14 protein-coding genes and 3 pseudogenes are annotated in these 15590 nt (G+C 60.0%); 13 read left to right on the top strand and 4 right to left on the bottom strand.

What is annotated here, in order from left to right; all coding sequences use genetic code 11:
- Positions 1-113: 113 nt before the first annotated feature.
- Together PYR71_RS24280 and PYR71_RS24270 are read left to right on the top strand one after the other, a co-directional pair.
- A pseudogene (locus PYR71_RS24280) lies at positions 114-373 on the top strand (plasmid partitioning protein RepA); the annotation flags it as partial.
- A gap of 137 nt (positions 374-510) precedes the next feature.
- Positions 511-687: pseudogene (locus PYR71_RS24270) on the top strand (IS481 family transposase); the annotation flags it as partial.
- A gap of 48 nt (positions 688-735) precedes the next feature.
- On the opposite strand, the gene PYR71_RS24265 reads toward PYR71_RS24270, so the two are convergent.
- Positions 736-915 carry a hypothetical protein gene (locus tag PYR71_RS24265; RefSeq protein ID WP_183916507.1) on the bottom strand — a complete coding sequence of 60 codons (180 nt, stop codon included), beginning with the start codon at positions 913-915 and terminating at the stop codon, positions 736-738.
- Between the two features lie 500 nt (positions 916-1415).
- On the opposite strand from PYR71_RS24265, the gene PYR71_RS24260 reads away from it, so the two are divergent.
- The 9 genes from PYR71_RS24260 to PYR71_RS24220 all read left to right on the top strand — a co-directional run bounded on the left by PYR71_RS24260 (position 1416) and on the right by PYR71_RS24220 (position 10009).
- Positions 1416-1703, top strand: coding sequence for an acylphosphatase (locus PYR71_RS24260; RefSeq protein WP_275621152.1), 288 nt, complete (start codon positions 1416-1418; stop codon positions 1701-1703).
- A 135-nt stretch (positions 1704-1838) separates the two neighbouring features.
- Positions 1839-2480: a Rieske 2Fe-2S domain-containing protein gene (locus tag PYR71_RS24255; protein ID WP_275621151.1), complete on the top strand. Its 642-nt coding sequence runs from the start codon at positions 1839-1841 to the stop codon at positions 2478-2480.
- Positions 2477-3325 (top strand): aromatic ring-hydroxylating oxygenase subunit alpha, encoded by an 849-nt coding sequence (locus tag PYR71_RS24250; RefSeq protein WP_275621150.1) that lies wholly within the window; start codon positions 2477-2479, stop codon positions 3323-3325. The genes PYR71_RS24255 and PYR71_RS24250 overlap by 4 nt, the downstream gene beginning before the upstream one ends.
- A complete protein-coding gene (locus PYR71_RS24245) occupies positions 3322-3981 on the top strand; it encodes a glutathione S-transferase family protein (protein ID WP_183916487.1) in 660 nt (219 codons plus the stop codon). Before PYR71_RS24250 ends, PYR71_RS24245 begins: the two co-directional genes overlap by 4 nt.
- Position 3982: 1 nt before the next feature.
- Positions 3983-5362 carry an amidohydrolase gene (locus PYR71_RS24240; RefSeq protein WP_275621149.1) on the top strand — a complete coding sequence of 460 codons (1380 nt, stop codon included), beginning with the start codon at positions 3983-3985 and terminating at the stop codon, positions 5360-5362.
- A gap of 20 nt (positions 5363-5382) precedes the next feature.
- Positions 5383-6483 carry a BMP family ABC transporter substrate-binding protein gene (locus tag PYR71_RS24235; RefSeq protein WP_183916483.1) on the top strand — a complete coding sequence of 367 codons (1101 nt, stop codon included), beginning with the start codon at positions 5383-5385 and terminating at the stop codon, positions 6481-6483.
- A 3-nt stretch (positions 6484-6486) separates the two neighbouring features.
- The gene (locus PYR71_RS24230; RefSeq protein ID WP_275621148.1) at positions 6487-8007 is read left to right on the top strand and encodes an ABC transporter ATP-binding protein; all 1521 of its coding nucleotides are present in this window, start codon (positions 6487-6489) and stop codon (positions 8005-8007) included.
- The gene (locus tag PYR71_RS24225; RefSeq protein WP_275621147.1) at positions 8004-9101 is read left to right on the top strand and encodes an ABC transporter permease; all 1098 of its coding nucleotides are present in this window, start codon (positions 8004-8006) and stop codon (positions 9099-9101) included. The genes PYR71_RS24230 and PYR71_RS24225 overlap by 4 nt, the downstream gene beginning before the upstream one ends.
- A complete protein-coding gene (locus tag PYR71_RS24220) occupies positions 9098-10009 on the top strand; it encodes an ABC transporter permease (protein ID WP_275621146.1) in 912 nt (303 codons plus the stop codon). The genes PYR71_RS24225 and PYR71_RS24220 overlap by 4 nt, the downstream gene beginning before the upstream one ends.
- A 160-nt stretch (positions 10010-10169) precedes the next feature.
- On the opposite strand, the pseudogene PYR71_RS24215 reads toward PYR71_RS24220, so the two are convergent.
- A pseudogene (locus tag PYR71_RS24215) lies at positions 10170-10358 on the bottom strand (hydrolase); the annotation flags it as partial.
- A 310-nt stretch (positions 10359-10668) separates the two neighbouring features.
- Between PYR71_RS24215 and PYR71_RS24210 the strand changes: the two are divergent.
- Positions 10669-11901, top strand: coding sequence for an HlyD family secretion protein (locus PYR71_RS24210; RefSeq protein ID WP_275621145.1), 1233 nt, complete (start codon positions 10669-10671; stop codon positions 11899-11901).
- Positions 11883-13877, top strand: coding sequence for a glycosyltransferase (locus PYR71_RS24205; protein ID WP_275621144.1), 1995 nt, complete (start codon positions 11883-11885; stop codon positions 13875-13877). The genes PYR71_RS24210 and PYR71_RS24205 overlap by 19 nt, the downstream gene beginning before the upstream one ends.
- Before the next feature lie 106 nt (positions 13878-13983).
- Here PYR71_RS24205 and PYR71_RS24200 read toward each other — a convergent pair whose 3' ends face one another.
- Positions 13984-14799 (bottom strand): HAD-IIB family hydrolase, encoded by an 816-nt coding sequence (locus tag PYR71_RS24200; RefSeq protein ID WP_275621143.1) that lies wholly within the window; start codon positions 14797-14799, stop codon positions 13984-13986.
- A complete protein-coding gene (locus tag PYR71_RS24195) occupies positions 14796-15581 on the bottom strand; it encodes a DeoR/GlpR family DNA-binding transcription regulator (RefSeq protein ID WP_275621142.1) in 786 nt (261 codons plus the stop codon). Before PYR71_RS24195 ends, PYR71_RS24200 begins: the two co-directional genes overlap by 4 nt.
- Between the last annotated feature and the right edge of the window lie 9 nt (positions 15582-15590).

Here is a 15590-nt window from a genome sequence, read left to right as displayed (position 1 = left end):
CCGACGATGAGGCCCCGGCCCCTATTGTTGCCGCAAATCCCGAATCGTGTCGTTTTCGATACGCTTTTTGACGCTAAGTTGACAGAAAAGCGCATCGAAAAGGATTGGGTGTTTTGGACAACATTAGCGTATCGACGACAGATGTGCGGATCGAGCGGCATGCGAACCAGCTTTCGCGGCAATTGAAGCTGCTGCGCGACAAGCTGTTTCCGCCGCTTTCGCAGAAGACGCTGCGCACACTCTGGCGAAGCCGCTCAGATGATCGGCGTTTCCGACGGCTATCTTCGCCAGCTTTCGCTGGATGGCAAAGGGGCCGCAGCCGGAGCTTTCCCAGAATGGCCGGCGCTCCTATACGCTCGGCCAAATCAATGAATCCCTGGCGGCTGGCGCCGCTTCGGGGCTGGGGTCGGAGGGTAAACGCCTGCGCGGCTTCGCCCCGCATTGCCCATTGGCGCGCCCGGACTTTCCTGGGCGCGTTGCGCTACAATCGGCTTGCCGCACCTGTCTCCGATGGATCATAGTCAAGAGAACCCGAGAACGCTTTCGAAGCGTTACGGGATCGATCAGAAGGCCATCGCCAAATGGCGGAAGCGGTCCTCTGTTGCGAACCTTCCGACTGGCCCGAAAGAGCCGAGATCGACGGTGCTATCCGTCGAGGAGGAGGCCGTTATCGTCGCTTTCCGCCGCACGAATTCACTGCGAAGGACGCCCGGCCGGCGATCAGCCATCGTAAAACTACCGCCACCGAGGCGCTCGCTCGGCGTTATGAAGAAGTTCGGATGCTGTCGCAAAGGGGCCGAATAGCTGCAGCAGGCGGGCTTCCTCGATATCATTGAGATGGTGACGCTTGGCGAAATCCTTTACCGACCACACGGGTTTGGTTTCAACATTCTTGAGAGATTCAATATGCTGCATGCTTACTCAGTCCTCCTGCTACCAAGTGGATGAGTTAAACATTGCTAAATTAGAAATATATTAAATAAGACATATCGGACGCGTTGGTACGCTACCGAACACATGCCGGCGACGACAAGGTCGAAGCGGGCTTTGATGGTCTGCATCGATGCTTCGCGCAAGGCCTCCGTTCACAGGTTCATAAATACCCCTTACGCCAGATTCTGGTGTCAAAGCTGGTTAGAAGTGCGACATGCCAGTAAACAATGCCGTCCTGCTTCGACGCGTAAAACGAGGTTGCCGGCGCGCGAGAACGATCTCCGATTTTACGTGCCTCATGTCCCGAACAGATCCGGGCCGCCTGCACTTCGAGGTTCACGCATCGCAACGCCGGCGGCAAACTGACTGGCATCCTGGCCTGATGTCCGACGAAAGCGCCAAAACCGTTCGCCCGCTCATGCCCCTTTCATAACGGCACCGACGCGCTATGCTGTCATCACGATAGGAAACCAGTGCAATCCATGAGACCATCACGCCAGGGCGAGTTGCGGGAACGGATCACGATCGTTGGCGACGTCAATGCCGCCTCTTTCGTCCCGTGGATTCGCCGCCATGCCGACAAGCTTGGCCTTTCCCAGCATTTCTTTTACGCCGGCGCCGGCAGGATAGAGCTCGAGGTGGCGGGGCCTGTGGAACTGATCGACATGCTGGAAATAGGCTGTTCGCTCGGACCGATCGATGTCTGGGTCGACGAGATTCAGCGCAAAATTGTAGATCCCTCCGACACGCTGCAACCTGCTCAGGATTGATCGCATGCACTTTATTTAATCATTGTTGCCAATGCGAATCTTTTATGCAAGCTTCTGAAAACGAAGATTGCAACCTCGTCAGCAATGTATGGCCAGCGGCGCTAAAGCATTGGTAAAATTGAGGAAGTATAGGTCATGTTCTCTGATACGACCGGCTCATGGACGCCTGTCGCGCTTTCTGCCGATTTGCCGCCGGCAACTGTCATACCGGCCTGGACCCCGGCGGGAGCGAGTGCTCTCTGGCGCAGTCAGTCCGGGCGTCTATCGGCATCATCCGACCGCTGTCCGCACCGTGGCATGCGATTGTCTCATGGCTTCGTGCGGGGCGAGGCGCTCTCCTGTATCTATCACGGCTGGAGCTACTCTCCGGCGGGAGGATGCATTCGCATCCCGGCTCATCCCGACCTCGTGCCGCCGGAGACGATCCGTGTGGCCGTTCAGCAGGTCGAAGAATTGGATGGCATTATTTGGGTGGCAGTGGGCGAACCAACGGCCCGGCCGCCGCGCCTCGACCATCTCGTTCCCCTCCGTTCGCTGACGCTGGAGGCTGATGTTGCAGCGATCGAGGCGGCAGCCGGTGGAAAAGCCGATGCGGACGGGCTGATCGGCATTGCCGATTGTCCGTGGGTGCGGCTGCTGCCGACAGCGCAGATCGGGCGCACGCTCGTTCACGTCCTTGTGGAGCAGGGTCGCAATGCCGCCGATCGGCTCGTGGCGTCACGCATCGCCGAGGCCTTGCGCCGCCGGGCGGAAACAGACCGAAAGGATGTCGCATGACGGGAGCCGGCGCGATGATCGATGAATGGTACCCGGTCGGCCTCTTCAGCCAGCTCACCGAGGCGGGAAGCAAAACCGCTTTAATGGGCGAGCCCATAGAGGTGACGCGCACGCCTGACGGCGCGGCGCAAGTTAGATCGAGCAGTGGACGCGCCCTGCCCGTCCGCGTCCGCTACGGCCATGTCTGGTCTTCTCTCGGCAACCCCGCCAAGGAGCTGTTTGCCATTCCCGAGGCCGATCAACCCGGCCGCCGCTTTGTCGATGTCGGCGTCGTACGGGTACGCTGTTCGCCGCTGAGAGCGGTCGAAAACTTCCTCGACATCGCACATTTTCCCTTCGTCCATACGGATATACTCGGCGCCGAGCCGCACACGGAAGTCGAAAGTTATAAGGTCGAGATCCGCGAGGCGGAGGATGAAGTCTGGGCGACGCAGGTGAAATTCTACCAGCCACAGGCGGCAAAGTCGGCGACCGGCGGGATAACCACTGAATATATGTACCGCGTGCCGGCTCCGACCTGCTCGGTGCTGTACAAGACCTGCCCTCCCCGCCCGACGGAATGGGATGTCATTACCCTGTTCGTCCAGCCGCTTGCGGAAGATCTTTGCGACGTGTGGCCGTGGATGGCCCTCTTCGATGATGTGACGCCAATGACAGACCTCATCCATTTTCAGCAGATGATTTTCCTGCAGGATCGGTCGATCCTCGAAAACCAGATCCCGGCGCTTCTGCCGCTCGATCCCGGCATGGAAATTCCGACCCGGGCCGACATGACATCGATCGCTTACCGGCGCTGGCTGAAGCGCCATAACTATCTCTATGGCGCGCAGCTGGTCGCACAATGAAGCTCTACGACTACATCCTTTCGCCGAGCTGCTACAAGATCCGCCTGATGGCTGCGATCCTCGGCGTCAAGCTGGACATCCGGCCGGTTGACTTCCATCCGGGTGCCGAGCATCGGGGCCCTGAACTTCTGGCCCTCAATCCGGCAGGCTCCATACCGATCCTTGAGGATGGCGACCTCGTCCTGACGGAATCTTCAGCCATCCTTGCTTATCTCGCCGCCCGGAGCGGGCCGGAATGGTTGGGCGCGAGCGCGCCGCAGGAAACGGCGCGCCTGCAGCAATGGCTCTCTTTTTCACACCGGCTGACAGCCAGTCTTGGCGGCGCACGGCTGCATCAGATGCTTTTGCGCCCCGGCAATATTGAGGCCCTGCAGGCACAGGGGGTCGCTGCGCTGCGCGAGCTGGAGGCGGGCCTTTTCGAGCAGCGGCTCCGAGACATGCGGTTCCTGATATCGAACCGCGCGACCATCGCCGACATCGCCTGCTTCCCCTATGTGGCGTTGGCGCCTGATGGCGGCATATCGCTCGATCCTTATCCGAACATCCGGCTCTGGCTGCGCGCCATCCGCAGCCTTGAGGGTTTCATCGAAATGCCCGGCATCCACCGCCTGCACGAGTTGAAGCCCGATCCTCATCCGGCCGGTTTGGAGAAGTGAGATGGCCGGCTACCTCCTGAAAAACTGCGCAGCCATCATTGTCGACGAAGGCAATGGGCCAACCGTGCGCCGCAATGCGGATCTGCTGACCAGGGGTCCGGCAATCCAGGCGATCGGTGAGAACCTGCCGCAAGAGGCGCTGCCGGCCGATACGATCATCCAGGATGCATCCGGCTGGTTTGTCTATCCAGGCCTCGTCAATACCCATCACCACTTCTTTCAATGCTTCGTGCGTAACCGGGCAGATCTCGACTGGACGAAGCTCTCCGTGATCGAGTGGCTCGATCGCATCTATCCGATCTTCTCGCGGCTGAACGAGGATTGCTTCTACCATTCGTCGGTCACGGCCATGGCCGAGATGATCAAGCATGGCTGCACCACGGCCTTCGACCATCAATATTGTTTCCCCCGGCATGCCGGAAAGCGCCTGATCGATCGCCAATTCGAGGCGGCCGAACTTCTCGGCATGCGTTTCCACGCAGGACGCGGCGGCAACACACTGCCGAAGTCCGAGGGGTCGACGATCCCGGACGCCATGCTGGAAACGACGGACGAATTCATCGCCGATTGCGCCCGGCTGATCGACAGCTATCACGATGCTGGCGCCTTCAGCATGCGGCAGGTGGTCGTCGCCCCCTGCCAGCCGGTCAATTGCTATCGCGAGACCTTCGTCGAGTCGGTCGCGCTCGCCCGTGATCGCGGCGTCCAATTGCACACGCATGTCGGTGAAGGCGAAAGCCCCGTCATCGAAGCCCGGTACGGCATGCGTACAGTCGACTATTGCGCCGAACTCGGCTTTGCCGGGCCTGACACCTATTATGCTCACTGCTGGGAGTTGACACACGAGGAATTGCGCAAGCTGGCGGCAAGCGGCACGGGTGTCTCGCATTGCCCGGAGCCGGTCTATCTGGTCGGCGCCGAAGTGACGGACATTCCTGCGATGGCGGATTTCGGCCTGCGCATCGGGCTCGGTTGTGATGGTGCAGCTTCGAACGACAACTCCAACCTCATGCACTGCATCCACTCTGCCTATATGCTGCAATGCCTGACGGCATCGACGCGCGCTCATCCGGTTCCCGCGCCAGTGGATTTCCTGAACTATGCGACCACGGGCGGCGCAAGTCTGCTAGGCCGCAGCGATATCGGCCGGCTTGCTCCCGGCATGGCCGCCGACCTCTTCGCGGTCGATACGCGGCGGATGGATTATGTCGGCACGCGCCACGATCCGTTGAGCCTTATTGCCAAGGTCGGGATCGGCATGCCAACCGATCTGACCATGATCAACGGGCGCATCGTCTGGCAGGCCGGTGAATTTATCGGGCTCGAAGAGGCCAAGCTTTTCGCCGCCGCGGAAGCGGCGCTCGAGACAGTGAAATTTTGAAAACCAAAAGGGGAACTGACATGTCCAACGATCTCACCCGCAGAACACTCATGAAGAGCGCGGCGGCTGCCGGTCTCGCGACGGCTTTTGCCGGCCGCTCCGTGGCTGCCGCCGACGAACCGCTCGGCATTGCCCTCGTCGTTCCCTCGCCGGTCGGCGACGTCGGCTGGGGCCATGCGCTTGCCGCCGGCATCGACCCGATCAAGGCCGCTTACGGCGACAAGGTGAAGGTCACGATCATCGAGAACATCGCCGAAGGCCCGGATGCCGACCGAATCATGAACAAGACGGTCGCCGACGGAAATCATTTCCTGATCGCCGGCTCCTTCGGCTATCAGAACGGCGCGCTGCAGATTGCCCGTCGTAACCCCAAGGTGACCGTCCTGCATGCTTCAGGCTTCCAGGTCGCGCCGAATTTCTCGCCCTTCGCCGCCAAATATTTCCAAGGAACTTATTTGCTCGGCATGGCGGCGGCGGCCGTTTCCAAGACCGGCAAGCTAGGCTCGGTTTCGGCCTTCGCGATTCCCGAGCTGATCACCTCCGTCAATGCCTTCACGCTCGGCGCACAGGCCGTCAAGCCGGATATCGAAGTGTCTGTCGTCTGGGTCAATTCCTGGTTCGATCCGGCCAAGGAGCAGGAAGCCGCCAAGGCGCTGATCTCGCAAGGCTGCGACGTGATCTTCTCGAATGCGCAGGATACGCCTTCGGTGATCTCGGCCTGCGAGGACGCCGGCATCTATGCCTTCAATCTCAATTCCTCAATGAAGAAATATGCCGAGAAGACCTATCTCGGCTGCGTCGCCACTGACTGGTCGCCGTTTTTCAAGGCGTCGGTCGACGCGCATCTTGCCGGCACCTTCAAGGGCGCCAATACCTTCCTCGGCGTCGCCGACAAGGTGGTCGAAGTCGTCGACTGGAACCCGGCCATTCCGGCCGATACGATGACCAAGATCAAGGAAATCGAGGCGAAGATCGCCGATGGCAGCTTCTCGCCATTCACCGGCCCGATTACCAAGGCTGACGGCAGTGAAGGCGTCGCTTCCGGTGCCACGCTGGCGGACGCTGAGATCGTCGCTATGAATTGGCACGTCAAGGGTGTGACGACGCCGTTGCCGAAGTAAGCCATGGAAAACCCGCTTCTGTCCCTGCGCGGCATTTCCAAAAGCTACGGTCAGGTCCATGCCAATCGGCAGATCGACCTCGACGTCGCGGCCGGCTCGATCCATGCCATCCTCGGAGAAAACGGGGCCGGCAAATCGACGCTGATGAAGCTGATCTATGGCGTCGAGCAGCCGGACAGCGGCACGGTCGCCTGGAATGGACAGCCACTCAGCCTTGCCTCTCCCGCAGAGGCAAGGCGCGCCGGCATTGGTATGGTCTTCCAGCATTTCTCGCTGTTCGAGAGTCTGACGGTCGTCGAGAATATCCGCCTGATCGTGTCCGGCAAGAAGAGCGAGCTTGCCGAGCGGGTTCGCAAGCTCGGGCGCGAGTTCAGTCTCGAGGTCGATCCTTTCGCCCATGTGCATTCGCTTTCCGTCGGCGAAAGGCAGCGGGTGGAAATCATTCGCTGCCTGATGACCAATCCGAAACTGCTGATCCTCGACGAGCCGACGTCGGTGCTGCCGCCGCAGGCGGTGGAAAAACTCTTCGAAACATTGCGCCGGCTGCGCGACGGCGGCGTATCCATCCTTTTCATCTCCCACAAGCTGGAAGAGATCCAATCGCTCTGCGATTGGGCGACGATCCTGCGCGGCGGTCGCGTGACCGGTCATGTCGATCCGTGCGAGCATGACGCCCACGAACTTGCGCGCATGATGATCGGACGCGACATGCCGGACCCCATGCCTGCTCTGCCTTTGGCCGAGGGCGAAAAGCGGTTGGAGCTTATCGGCCTCGACTACCGGGTGGATCCTTTCGCCGTACCGCTCTCCAATGTCAGCCTGACGGTGCACGCCGGTGAAATCCTCGGCATTGCCGGGATTTCAGGGAACGGCCAAAGTGAGCTCGCAGCACTGATTTCAGGCGAGACCGTCCTGCCGCGGGATCAGCGCGACCAGATCTTCATGATGGGCCGAGATGTCGGCACGCTCGACGCCGCCGCGCGCCGCCTGCTCGGCTTCGCTTTCGTCCCGGAGGACCGGCTAGGCCGCGGTGCGGTTCCCGAAATGTCGCTTGCTCTCAATAGCCTGCTGACCGCCCATCCGCTCGACCTTGTCAGGCACGGCCTGCTCGACAAGACACGGGCGAAGAGCTTTGCCAGTGAATGCATTCGCGACTATGACGTGCGCACCCCCGGCCCCGAGGCGGAAGCCGGGTCGCTTTCCGGCGGCAACCTGCAGAAGTTCATCGTCGGGCGCGAAATCATGCTGGCGCCGAAGCTTCTTTTCCTGGCCCAGCCGACCTGGGGCGTCGATATCGGTGCAGCCGCGGCAATCCGCAAGCGGCTCATCAGCCTTCGCAATGAAGGCATGGCGATCCTCGTCATTTCCGAGGAGCTCGAGGAATTGTTCGAACTCTGCGACTTCATCCAGGTCCTGCACCACGGCACGCTGAGCCCGCCGCTGGTCACGCGCGACACCAAGCCCGAAGAGATCGGCCGCTATATGATCGGAGCCCAGCTGAATCGCAAGAAAGCCCCCGCATGAGCAGAACCTTCCTCGCCCTGCCCACGCTGGTCCGCCGGGAGCGGGCATCGCTTGCCGCCACCCTTCTGGCACCGCCCATAGCCCTCATCATCACCGTCATTCTCAATCTCGGACTTTACGTCGTCATGGGCCGCGATCCGGCTGCGGTCGTCTATGCGATGCTGATCGAGCCCTTCGTCTCGTGGGCGTCGTTCTCCGAGGTGCTCCTGAAGACCGGGCCATTGCTCCTTATCGCGCAGGGGCTTGCAATTGGATTCCGCGCCAAGGTGTTCAATATCGGTGCCGAAGGACAATTCGTCCTCGGTGCGATCTTCGCCTCCGCAATTCCGATCTGGTGGCCTGGCGCAACAGGACAATGGATCTGGCCGGCAATGCTGCTGCTCGGCACGATAGGCGGCGCGTTTTGGGCGTCACTCACCGCCTTCTGGCGCGTCAGGCTCAATGCCAATGAAATCCTCGTTTCGCTGATGCTAAGCTTCGTTGCCGTGCAACTCCTCAATTATCTGCTGCTCGGCCCGTGGAAGGATCCGAACGGCTTCAACTTCCCGCAATCGGTCATGTTCCAGTATGACGCGATGGTGCCGATCCTGGTCGAGGGAACGCGCGTCAATGTCTCGCTCATTCTCGCCCTCCTCCTGTCGATTGCCGCCTGGGTCTTCATGCAGAAGAGCTTCATCGGCTACAAATTGCAGGTCGGCGGGTTGGCGCCGCGGGCGGCGAGCTACGCCGGATTCAGGGAAAGCCGGGCAATCTGGCTTTCCCTGCTGATCGGCGGCGCGGCAGCCGGTCTTGCCGGTGCGGCCGAGGTCGCCGGCCCCCTCGGTCAATTGCAGCGCTCTATTTCCACCGGATATGGCTATGCGGCAATCATCGTCGCCTATCTCGGCGGGCTGCATCCGATCGGCATCATCATCTCAGCCATCGTCATGGCGGCGCTTTACATCGGTGGTGACAACGCAATGGTCTCCGCCAATCTGCCGGTTGCCGCCGTCCGGGTTTTCCAGGGCAGCCTGCTTCTCGCCTATCTGGTCGCCATCGCCTTCACGCGCTACCGCCTTGCCTGGCGACCGGCGGCAGCCAGGAGCGCGACGTGAACGCCATCGAGTTCATCCTCGCCGGAATGCTGGCGGCTGCGACACCCTTTCTCCTCGCAGCCCTCGGGGAACTGGTCGCCGAGCGCGCCGGGGCTCTCAATCTTGGCGTCGAGGGGCTGATGGCATTCGGCGCCGTCATCGCCTTCATTATCGTCTATCACGGCGGCGGTCATTTTTTGGCTTTCCTCGCCGGCGGCCTCGGCGCCGCCCTGCTGTCGCTGATCTTTGCGGTCATCGTGTTGGGCTTCAACGCTAATCAGGTCGTCACGGGGCTCGCCATCGGGATTCTCGGGCAGGGCCTGTCGGCGCTGTTCGGCAAGAGCTACGAGAGCCTGACGGTCAGGGCTCTGCCGAAGATCGACATTCCCGGCCTTTCCGATCTTCCCGTCATCGGCGGACTGTTTGTCCAGGATATTGTCGTCTGGTTTTCGCTGGCCGCAACCATCGCGATCTGGGCGATGTTTGCCTATAGCAAGGTCGGTCTGATCATCCGCGCCATAGGGGAAAACCCGAAAGCGGCGCATGCAATCGGCTACCCGGTCATCGCCATCCGCTTCGCCGCAGTCGCATTCGGAGGCATGATGGCAGGCTTCGCGGGCGCCTATGCTGCGACGATCTACACGCCGCTCTGGGCGGACGGGATGATTGCCGGCCGCGGTTGGATTGCAATCGCGCTCGTCGTCTTCGGAACCTGGCTGACTGGCCGCATTTTTCTCGGGGCATGCCTGTTCGGCGCCGTATCGCTGATGGGGCTCGCCGCCCAGGCGACCGGGCTCGACGTCCCCTCGCAGCTGCTCGCATGCCTGCCCTATCTGGTGACGATCATCGTGCTCGGCATCATTTCGGCGGATCGCCGCCTGCTCAAGCTCAACGGCATCGCCTCGCTCGGCGAACCGTTCGAGCGATAGCATGACGCGCCGGCGCGCAACGTAATAACCGGGATTCGATCCTTCGTTCGCCATTACGACAGCTGAAGCAAAGCGAGTGGTGGTTCGGTTTCAGAGCCTCCGACGACCGGCGCATGGCCTACTCAGCTTGCGCCTGCTTCGCTTGCAAGCGGCTCGCGCTTCATTCGCCGGCAGTCGCGGCATTCAGGATCGTCCTGGCAATGTCGGCAAAACCAAGCCCCGCAGGCTGGGCGGAGATCCATTTCGGCACATGCTGCAAATGCGGAAGAACAGGAACGATATTGCGGACGCCGAAAGAATTCGGGATGAAACCAAACATCGGCGCATCGTTTCGAGAATCGCCGACGTAGCCGCAAAGTTAAAGTGTCCTATCTCTGCAAAGTGGGAATGTCACTCTCCCCGCGTCAAGCCGGCGTGTAAATTGCGGATGGCCTTGGACCGCCACGGCCGAAGAATGCTTCGCTGTTTCCCCCATCGATAAGGCCTAGGCCTGTGTCGGCGGGCTGGCGGCTGCGGTTGTTAATCCGCCATTCGCCCATTTTGCGACCATCACTTGTCTATTGGTTTTCAGTGCATTAAGTTATACAAGACATAGTTGCATCCACTCCTGCCGGCCGATAGGTCCAGGTGGCTGCAAAGCGATACCTTCGGATGCCAATATGATCTGGAACCATCGCATCACACGCATCATTGTCGGCCTGCTGCTGCTGACGCTCGTGGCTGTCGTCTCATTGCCGATGATTACCGGCTTTACGAGCCTTGATGGCACGGTCAATGCGCGGTTTGCTGTTGTTAATGCCCCAATCGACGGCACGATTGCCGAAGAACCGCTCAAGGTCGGCAGCCCGGCCAAAGCGGGACAATCCCTCGCAGAAATCAAAAATACGCGCGTCAATCGCGCAATCCTCGCGTCGCTCGAGGCAGATCGCAACACCGCACTCGACCGTGTCGCGGCACTGAAAAAGGAACGGGAGGAGCTTTCCGCGCTTCGCGAGGAATTGGCGGCCAGATTGGAAGTCTACAGACAGACCACCATTGCCAATCTCGAACGCGAAGTCGAAATCCTCAGGAAAAAAGTCGAGGTGTCGCAAGCCCAGGATCTGGTCGCGCAGGTCGACCTGGACCGTCGGATGGCACTCAACTCAAAAGGTATTCTGACGCAGAAGCTGGTTGAGGCCGCGCGTGCCGCCGGAGCTGCGACCGGCGGCGAGGTCGAAATCAGCAACCTGACCGTCGATCAATTGCAACAAAGGCTCAATGCGGTCCGCCAGGGTATCTTTGTCTTCGGCGACGGACAGAATGACGTGCCCTATTCGCGGCAGCGTGAAGACGAGGTGGTCGTTCGCATCAACGACTTGAACTCACGCATAGCGGAAAATGAGACACGAGCCGGCGAAGTCCAAAAGCAATTAGTCGAAGAGAGAAACCGCGTCAGCAGCCTTGAATCAGCAACCGCAACCGCGCCGTTCGACGGCGTTGTCTGGAGCAGGAGTATCGTCAACGGTTCCAATGTCGTGCTGAACAACGAGCTGATGCGCCTGCTCGACTGCCGGGAGCTGTTCGTGGATATCCTTGTTCCTGAAGTCAATTACGACGAGATCTATCCCGGACTTGTTGCGCAGGTGCGCTTGCTCGGCCGCAGCGATGTCTTCAAGGGCACCGTCATTTCCGTCAGAGGCAATTCGGCCACGGTCGAGGCCGATTCCTTTGCCGCCAGTTTGCCGCCGTCGACACAACGCAATGCCCGCATTCGGGTTCGCCTCGATCCATCCTTCATGAACGACGACTTTGCGAACTTCTGCCAGGTGGGGCGCACAGTGCAGGTACGGTTTTCCAAGCGCGGCATCAACGTATCCAACTGGGTTAAAAGCCTGTGGTTCAGTATCTTGTAGCGCTGGTTCCGACCTTTGTCGTTTTGGCGTTCTTTTTCCTGGGGCCGTTCAATTGGTCGCGCCATCACAGCTGGACACGGGCGGTGACTTGCGCGTTCGTCGCAGCATTTGCATTGCGATACATGTTCTGGCGCTTGACGGAGACCGTGCTTCCCTACCCCGGCGACGGTCCGAGTTTCTACTGGGTCTGGATCCTCTTTGCCGTCGAGGTTCTGGCCTGCTTCGAAGTCATTCTTTTTCTGATATTGATGAGCCGCTATGTCGACCGGAGCGCAGAGGCGGACAGGCTGGGTCGTGTTTTCTTCGCGCGCGACAAGCGTGAGCTGCCGACCGTCGATGTTTTCATTCCCACCTATAACGAGCCGCTCGACGTGCTCGAGCGAACCATCATCGGCGCCCGCTCGCTGGATTATCCCGCCGACAAGTTGAATGTATATGTGCTTGACGACCAACGCCGCGACTGGCTGAAGGCCTATTGCGAAGAAAAGAACGTCATCCATGTCACGCGCGGCGACAACAGCCACGCCAAAGCAGGCAATATGAACAATGGGCTGAAGGTCAGCTCGGGCGATTTTATTGCGATCTTCGACGCCGATTTTGTTCCCTATCGACATTTCCTTCGCCGGACGCTGCCCTTCTTTTCCGATAACAGCATCGGCATCGTTCAGACACCTCAACATTTCTTCAATGTCGATCCGGTGCAATCAAACCTGGGCCTGGAAAACATCTGGCCCGACGAGCAGCGCCTGTTCTTCGACGAGATCGCGCCCAGCCGCGACGCCTGGGATGTCAGTTTCTGCTGCGGCTCATGCTCGATCGCCCGCCGCAAGGCCATCGACGCAATAGGCGGGTTTCCGACGGAGTCGATCACTGAAGACCTGCTGACCACTCTTTCGATGCTCAACAAAGGCTACAAGACGCGCTATCTGAACGAGCGGTTATCGATGGGACTGGCCGCCGAAAACCTGACCGGTTACTTTGTGCAGCGTGAACGGTGGTGTCAGGGAGGTATTCAAACCCTTTACCTGTATAATGGCCCGCTGCACGGCCCCGGATTGACGCTGTTTCAGCGGATCATGTTCCTGCCGGCATCATGGCTGGTGCAGTATCTGGTGCGCTTCATGATCTTGCTCGTCCCCATCGTCTATCTCTGGTTCGGCCTGCTCCCGCTCTATTTCACCGACATAGCCGATTATGTCTCTCATCAGGTGCCGCTGCTGGCAGCGTATTTTCTGCTTATGCTGTGGATCACGCCGACGCGCTATCTGCCGGTGGTTTCCAGCGCCGTCGGGACCTTTGCGACATTCCGCATGCTGCCGACCGTGGTCTCCAGCTTGGTAAGACCATTTGGCAAGCCATTCAGGGTGACGCCGAAGGGCAGTGGCAACGAATTGAACCAGTTTGACCGCTACAGCTTCGCCTGGATCGCAAGCATGATCACGATCACCGTTGTTGGTCTGCTGGTCAACGTCGTGCCGGAAACGTCGCATGTACAAGGCCAGTTTTCGCCGGTCGCGGCCTGGTGGTCAGGAATTAATATCGTCGTCCTGCTCATCGCGTCGCTCATCTGCTTTGAGAAACCCCGGCGGCTGTTTCATGCTTTCAAGCTTGATGAACCTGCTGTCGTAGACGATGTCCCCGGCCAAATCGTGAGTCTGGCACTGGACAAGGCGGTCGTTGCTGTCCACAACATGGCCAGATTTCAATCCAAATCGGTGATGCTGAAACTCGCCGGCTTCGCCCCGATCAAGGCGGAGCTCGGACAGGTCACCCAACGACGAAGTAGCATCAGTCGCAGCGGCGACAAGCAAGCCTATTACCTGCACCTCTATTTCGAGCTCAGCGGCGCTGCTCGCGACAGCATGATTGTCAAACTCTACACCGGCCAATATTCGCGGGACATTCGCGATATCGACAAGGTTGCCGTCTCTCTCAATCTGTTGCTGCGGTCATTTGGGCGAACGCGCACATTGTAGCCCAGCTCATGACAGCTTTGGTGTACGAACGCTGGGGAGCCCGTCGTAAAGTGACCAATGGATCGCGATGACGTCGCCTTCCAGGCATGACAGGCCCGGGCTCGCCTCACCGCCTTTCGGCGCGGCGTCGTTCACCACTTGTCGCGGCATCCAGGATCGTCCTCGCAATGTCGGCGAACCCAAGCCCCGCAGGCTGGGCGGAGATCCATTTCGGCACATGCTGCAAATGCGGAAGGACAGGAACGATATTGCGGACGCCGAAAGAATTTGGAATGAAACCGAACATCGGCGCATCGTTTCGAGAATCGCCGACGAATGCCGTGAGCGAAGGCAATTCGGCAGGATCGACCCCGAACATGCCTGTCAGGAGGCGCTCGCTCATCGCACGTTTGTCATAAGTACCGATCCAGGTGTTTATATGGATGGAACTGATGGCGACGGTCCCGCCCATCGCCCTGATTTCGCAGGCCAGCTCTTCGACAGCGTGCGCATCGTGTCCCTGAATGTCGATCGCCACGTCGGCCAGGCGGAACACCTGATCATGGGCAATCCTGAAGGTGCCGCCTTTTTCCGAAATCAGATTTTCGATCGCCTGGAGATGCCGACGTTGATGCTCGCCTTGCATCGCGCCGTCCTCCCAGTAATCGAAGACGACCTCGCCGCTGCGGCGCGTAACGGCATAAGCGCCGCTTTCGCCGATGACCGCAGCGACAGGCCAGGCACGGACGATGTGTTCGCACCACCCAGCTGAACCGCCCGTGACCGGAACGACGGCAATGCCGGCGCGGCTGAGGTCCCAAAGGGCATTATAGGTCTGCGGCAGAAGTTTCCCCTCGGTCGTCAGCGTATCGTCGATATCGGTGAAGAGATAATGCACGTGCTGCAACTCGGCCGCGGATGGCGCCAGATTTACGAAGGTCATATCGCCTCCTCGCCGCAGGTCACCACCTCCATGCTGCTCTCAGCGAGCACGCCGGCGACGGACGCATCGGCCGGCAGCCGGTCGGTGTAAAAGCGGGTAATCTTGTTGAAGGGCGCAACGCGCACGCTCGCATGGCGCGTCCACTTGCTGACATCGGCCGCCAAAAGGCGCGTCTGCGCATTCTCCAGCAGCGCATTGGTGATCTGCGCTTCGGCGTAGCTGAAGTCCATCAGGCCGGTCAGCGGGTTCAGTGCGCCGGCGCCGACAACCGCGAAGGTCGCATAGAATTTCTCGACGAACTTGATCACGTCAGTACCCACAACGTCACGGTCGTCGTGACGCAGCAGCCCGCCGGTGAGATGGACTTCGACACTGGGAGATTCGCAAAGCGTCAAGGCGACGTGCATATTGTTGGTGATGACCCTCAGCCCCTGATGATCGCGCAAAGCCTCTGCAACGAACTGAACCGTGCTGCCGATCCCGAGAAACACCGTCGCATCCGGGCCGATATCGGCGGCGACCCGTCTGGCGATCTGTCGCTTGGCGCGTCGATTGAGTTGGGCACGGGCGTTGAGCGAGATGTTGCTGCCCTCGATTGGCACATCGACGCCACCGTGAAAGCGGCGGGCGTGCCCAAGATCGCACAGCGCATTGATATCGCGCCGGATCGTCTGGGTCGTCAGGTCGTACCGACGCGCCAGCTCGTCGATATATTGGACCCCCTCGCTTTCGATAAGCGCCAGTATTTCGCGTTGTCGGCTCGATATGACCCGCTGCGCCATCGTTATTTC

Origin of the sequence: Rhizobium mulingense (assembly GCF_029194105.1) — a bacterium.
Lineage (GTDB): Bacteria > Pseudomonadota > Alphaproteobacteria > Rhizobiales > Rhizobiaceae > Rhizobium > Rhizobium mulingense.
The sequence above is the reverse complement of the archived record's forward strand: the minus strand, read 5'-3'. Positions and strand labels throughout refer to the sequence as shown.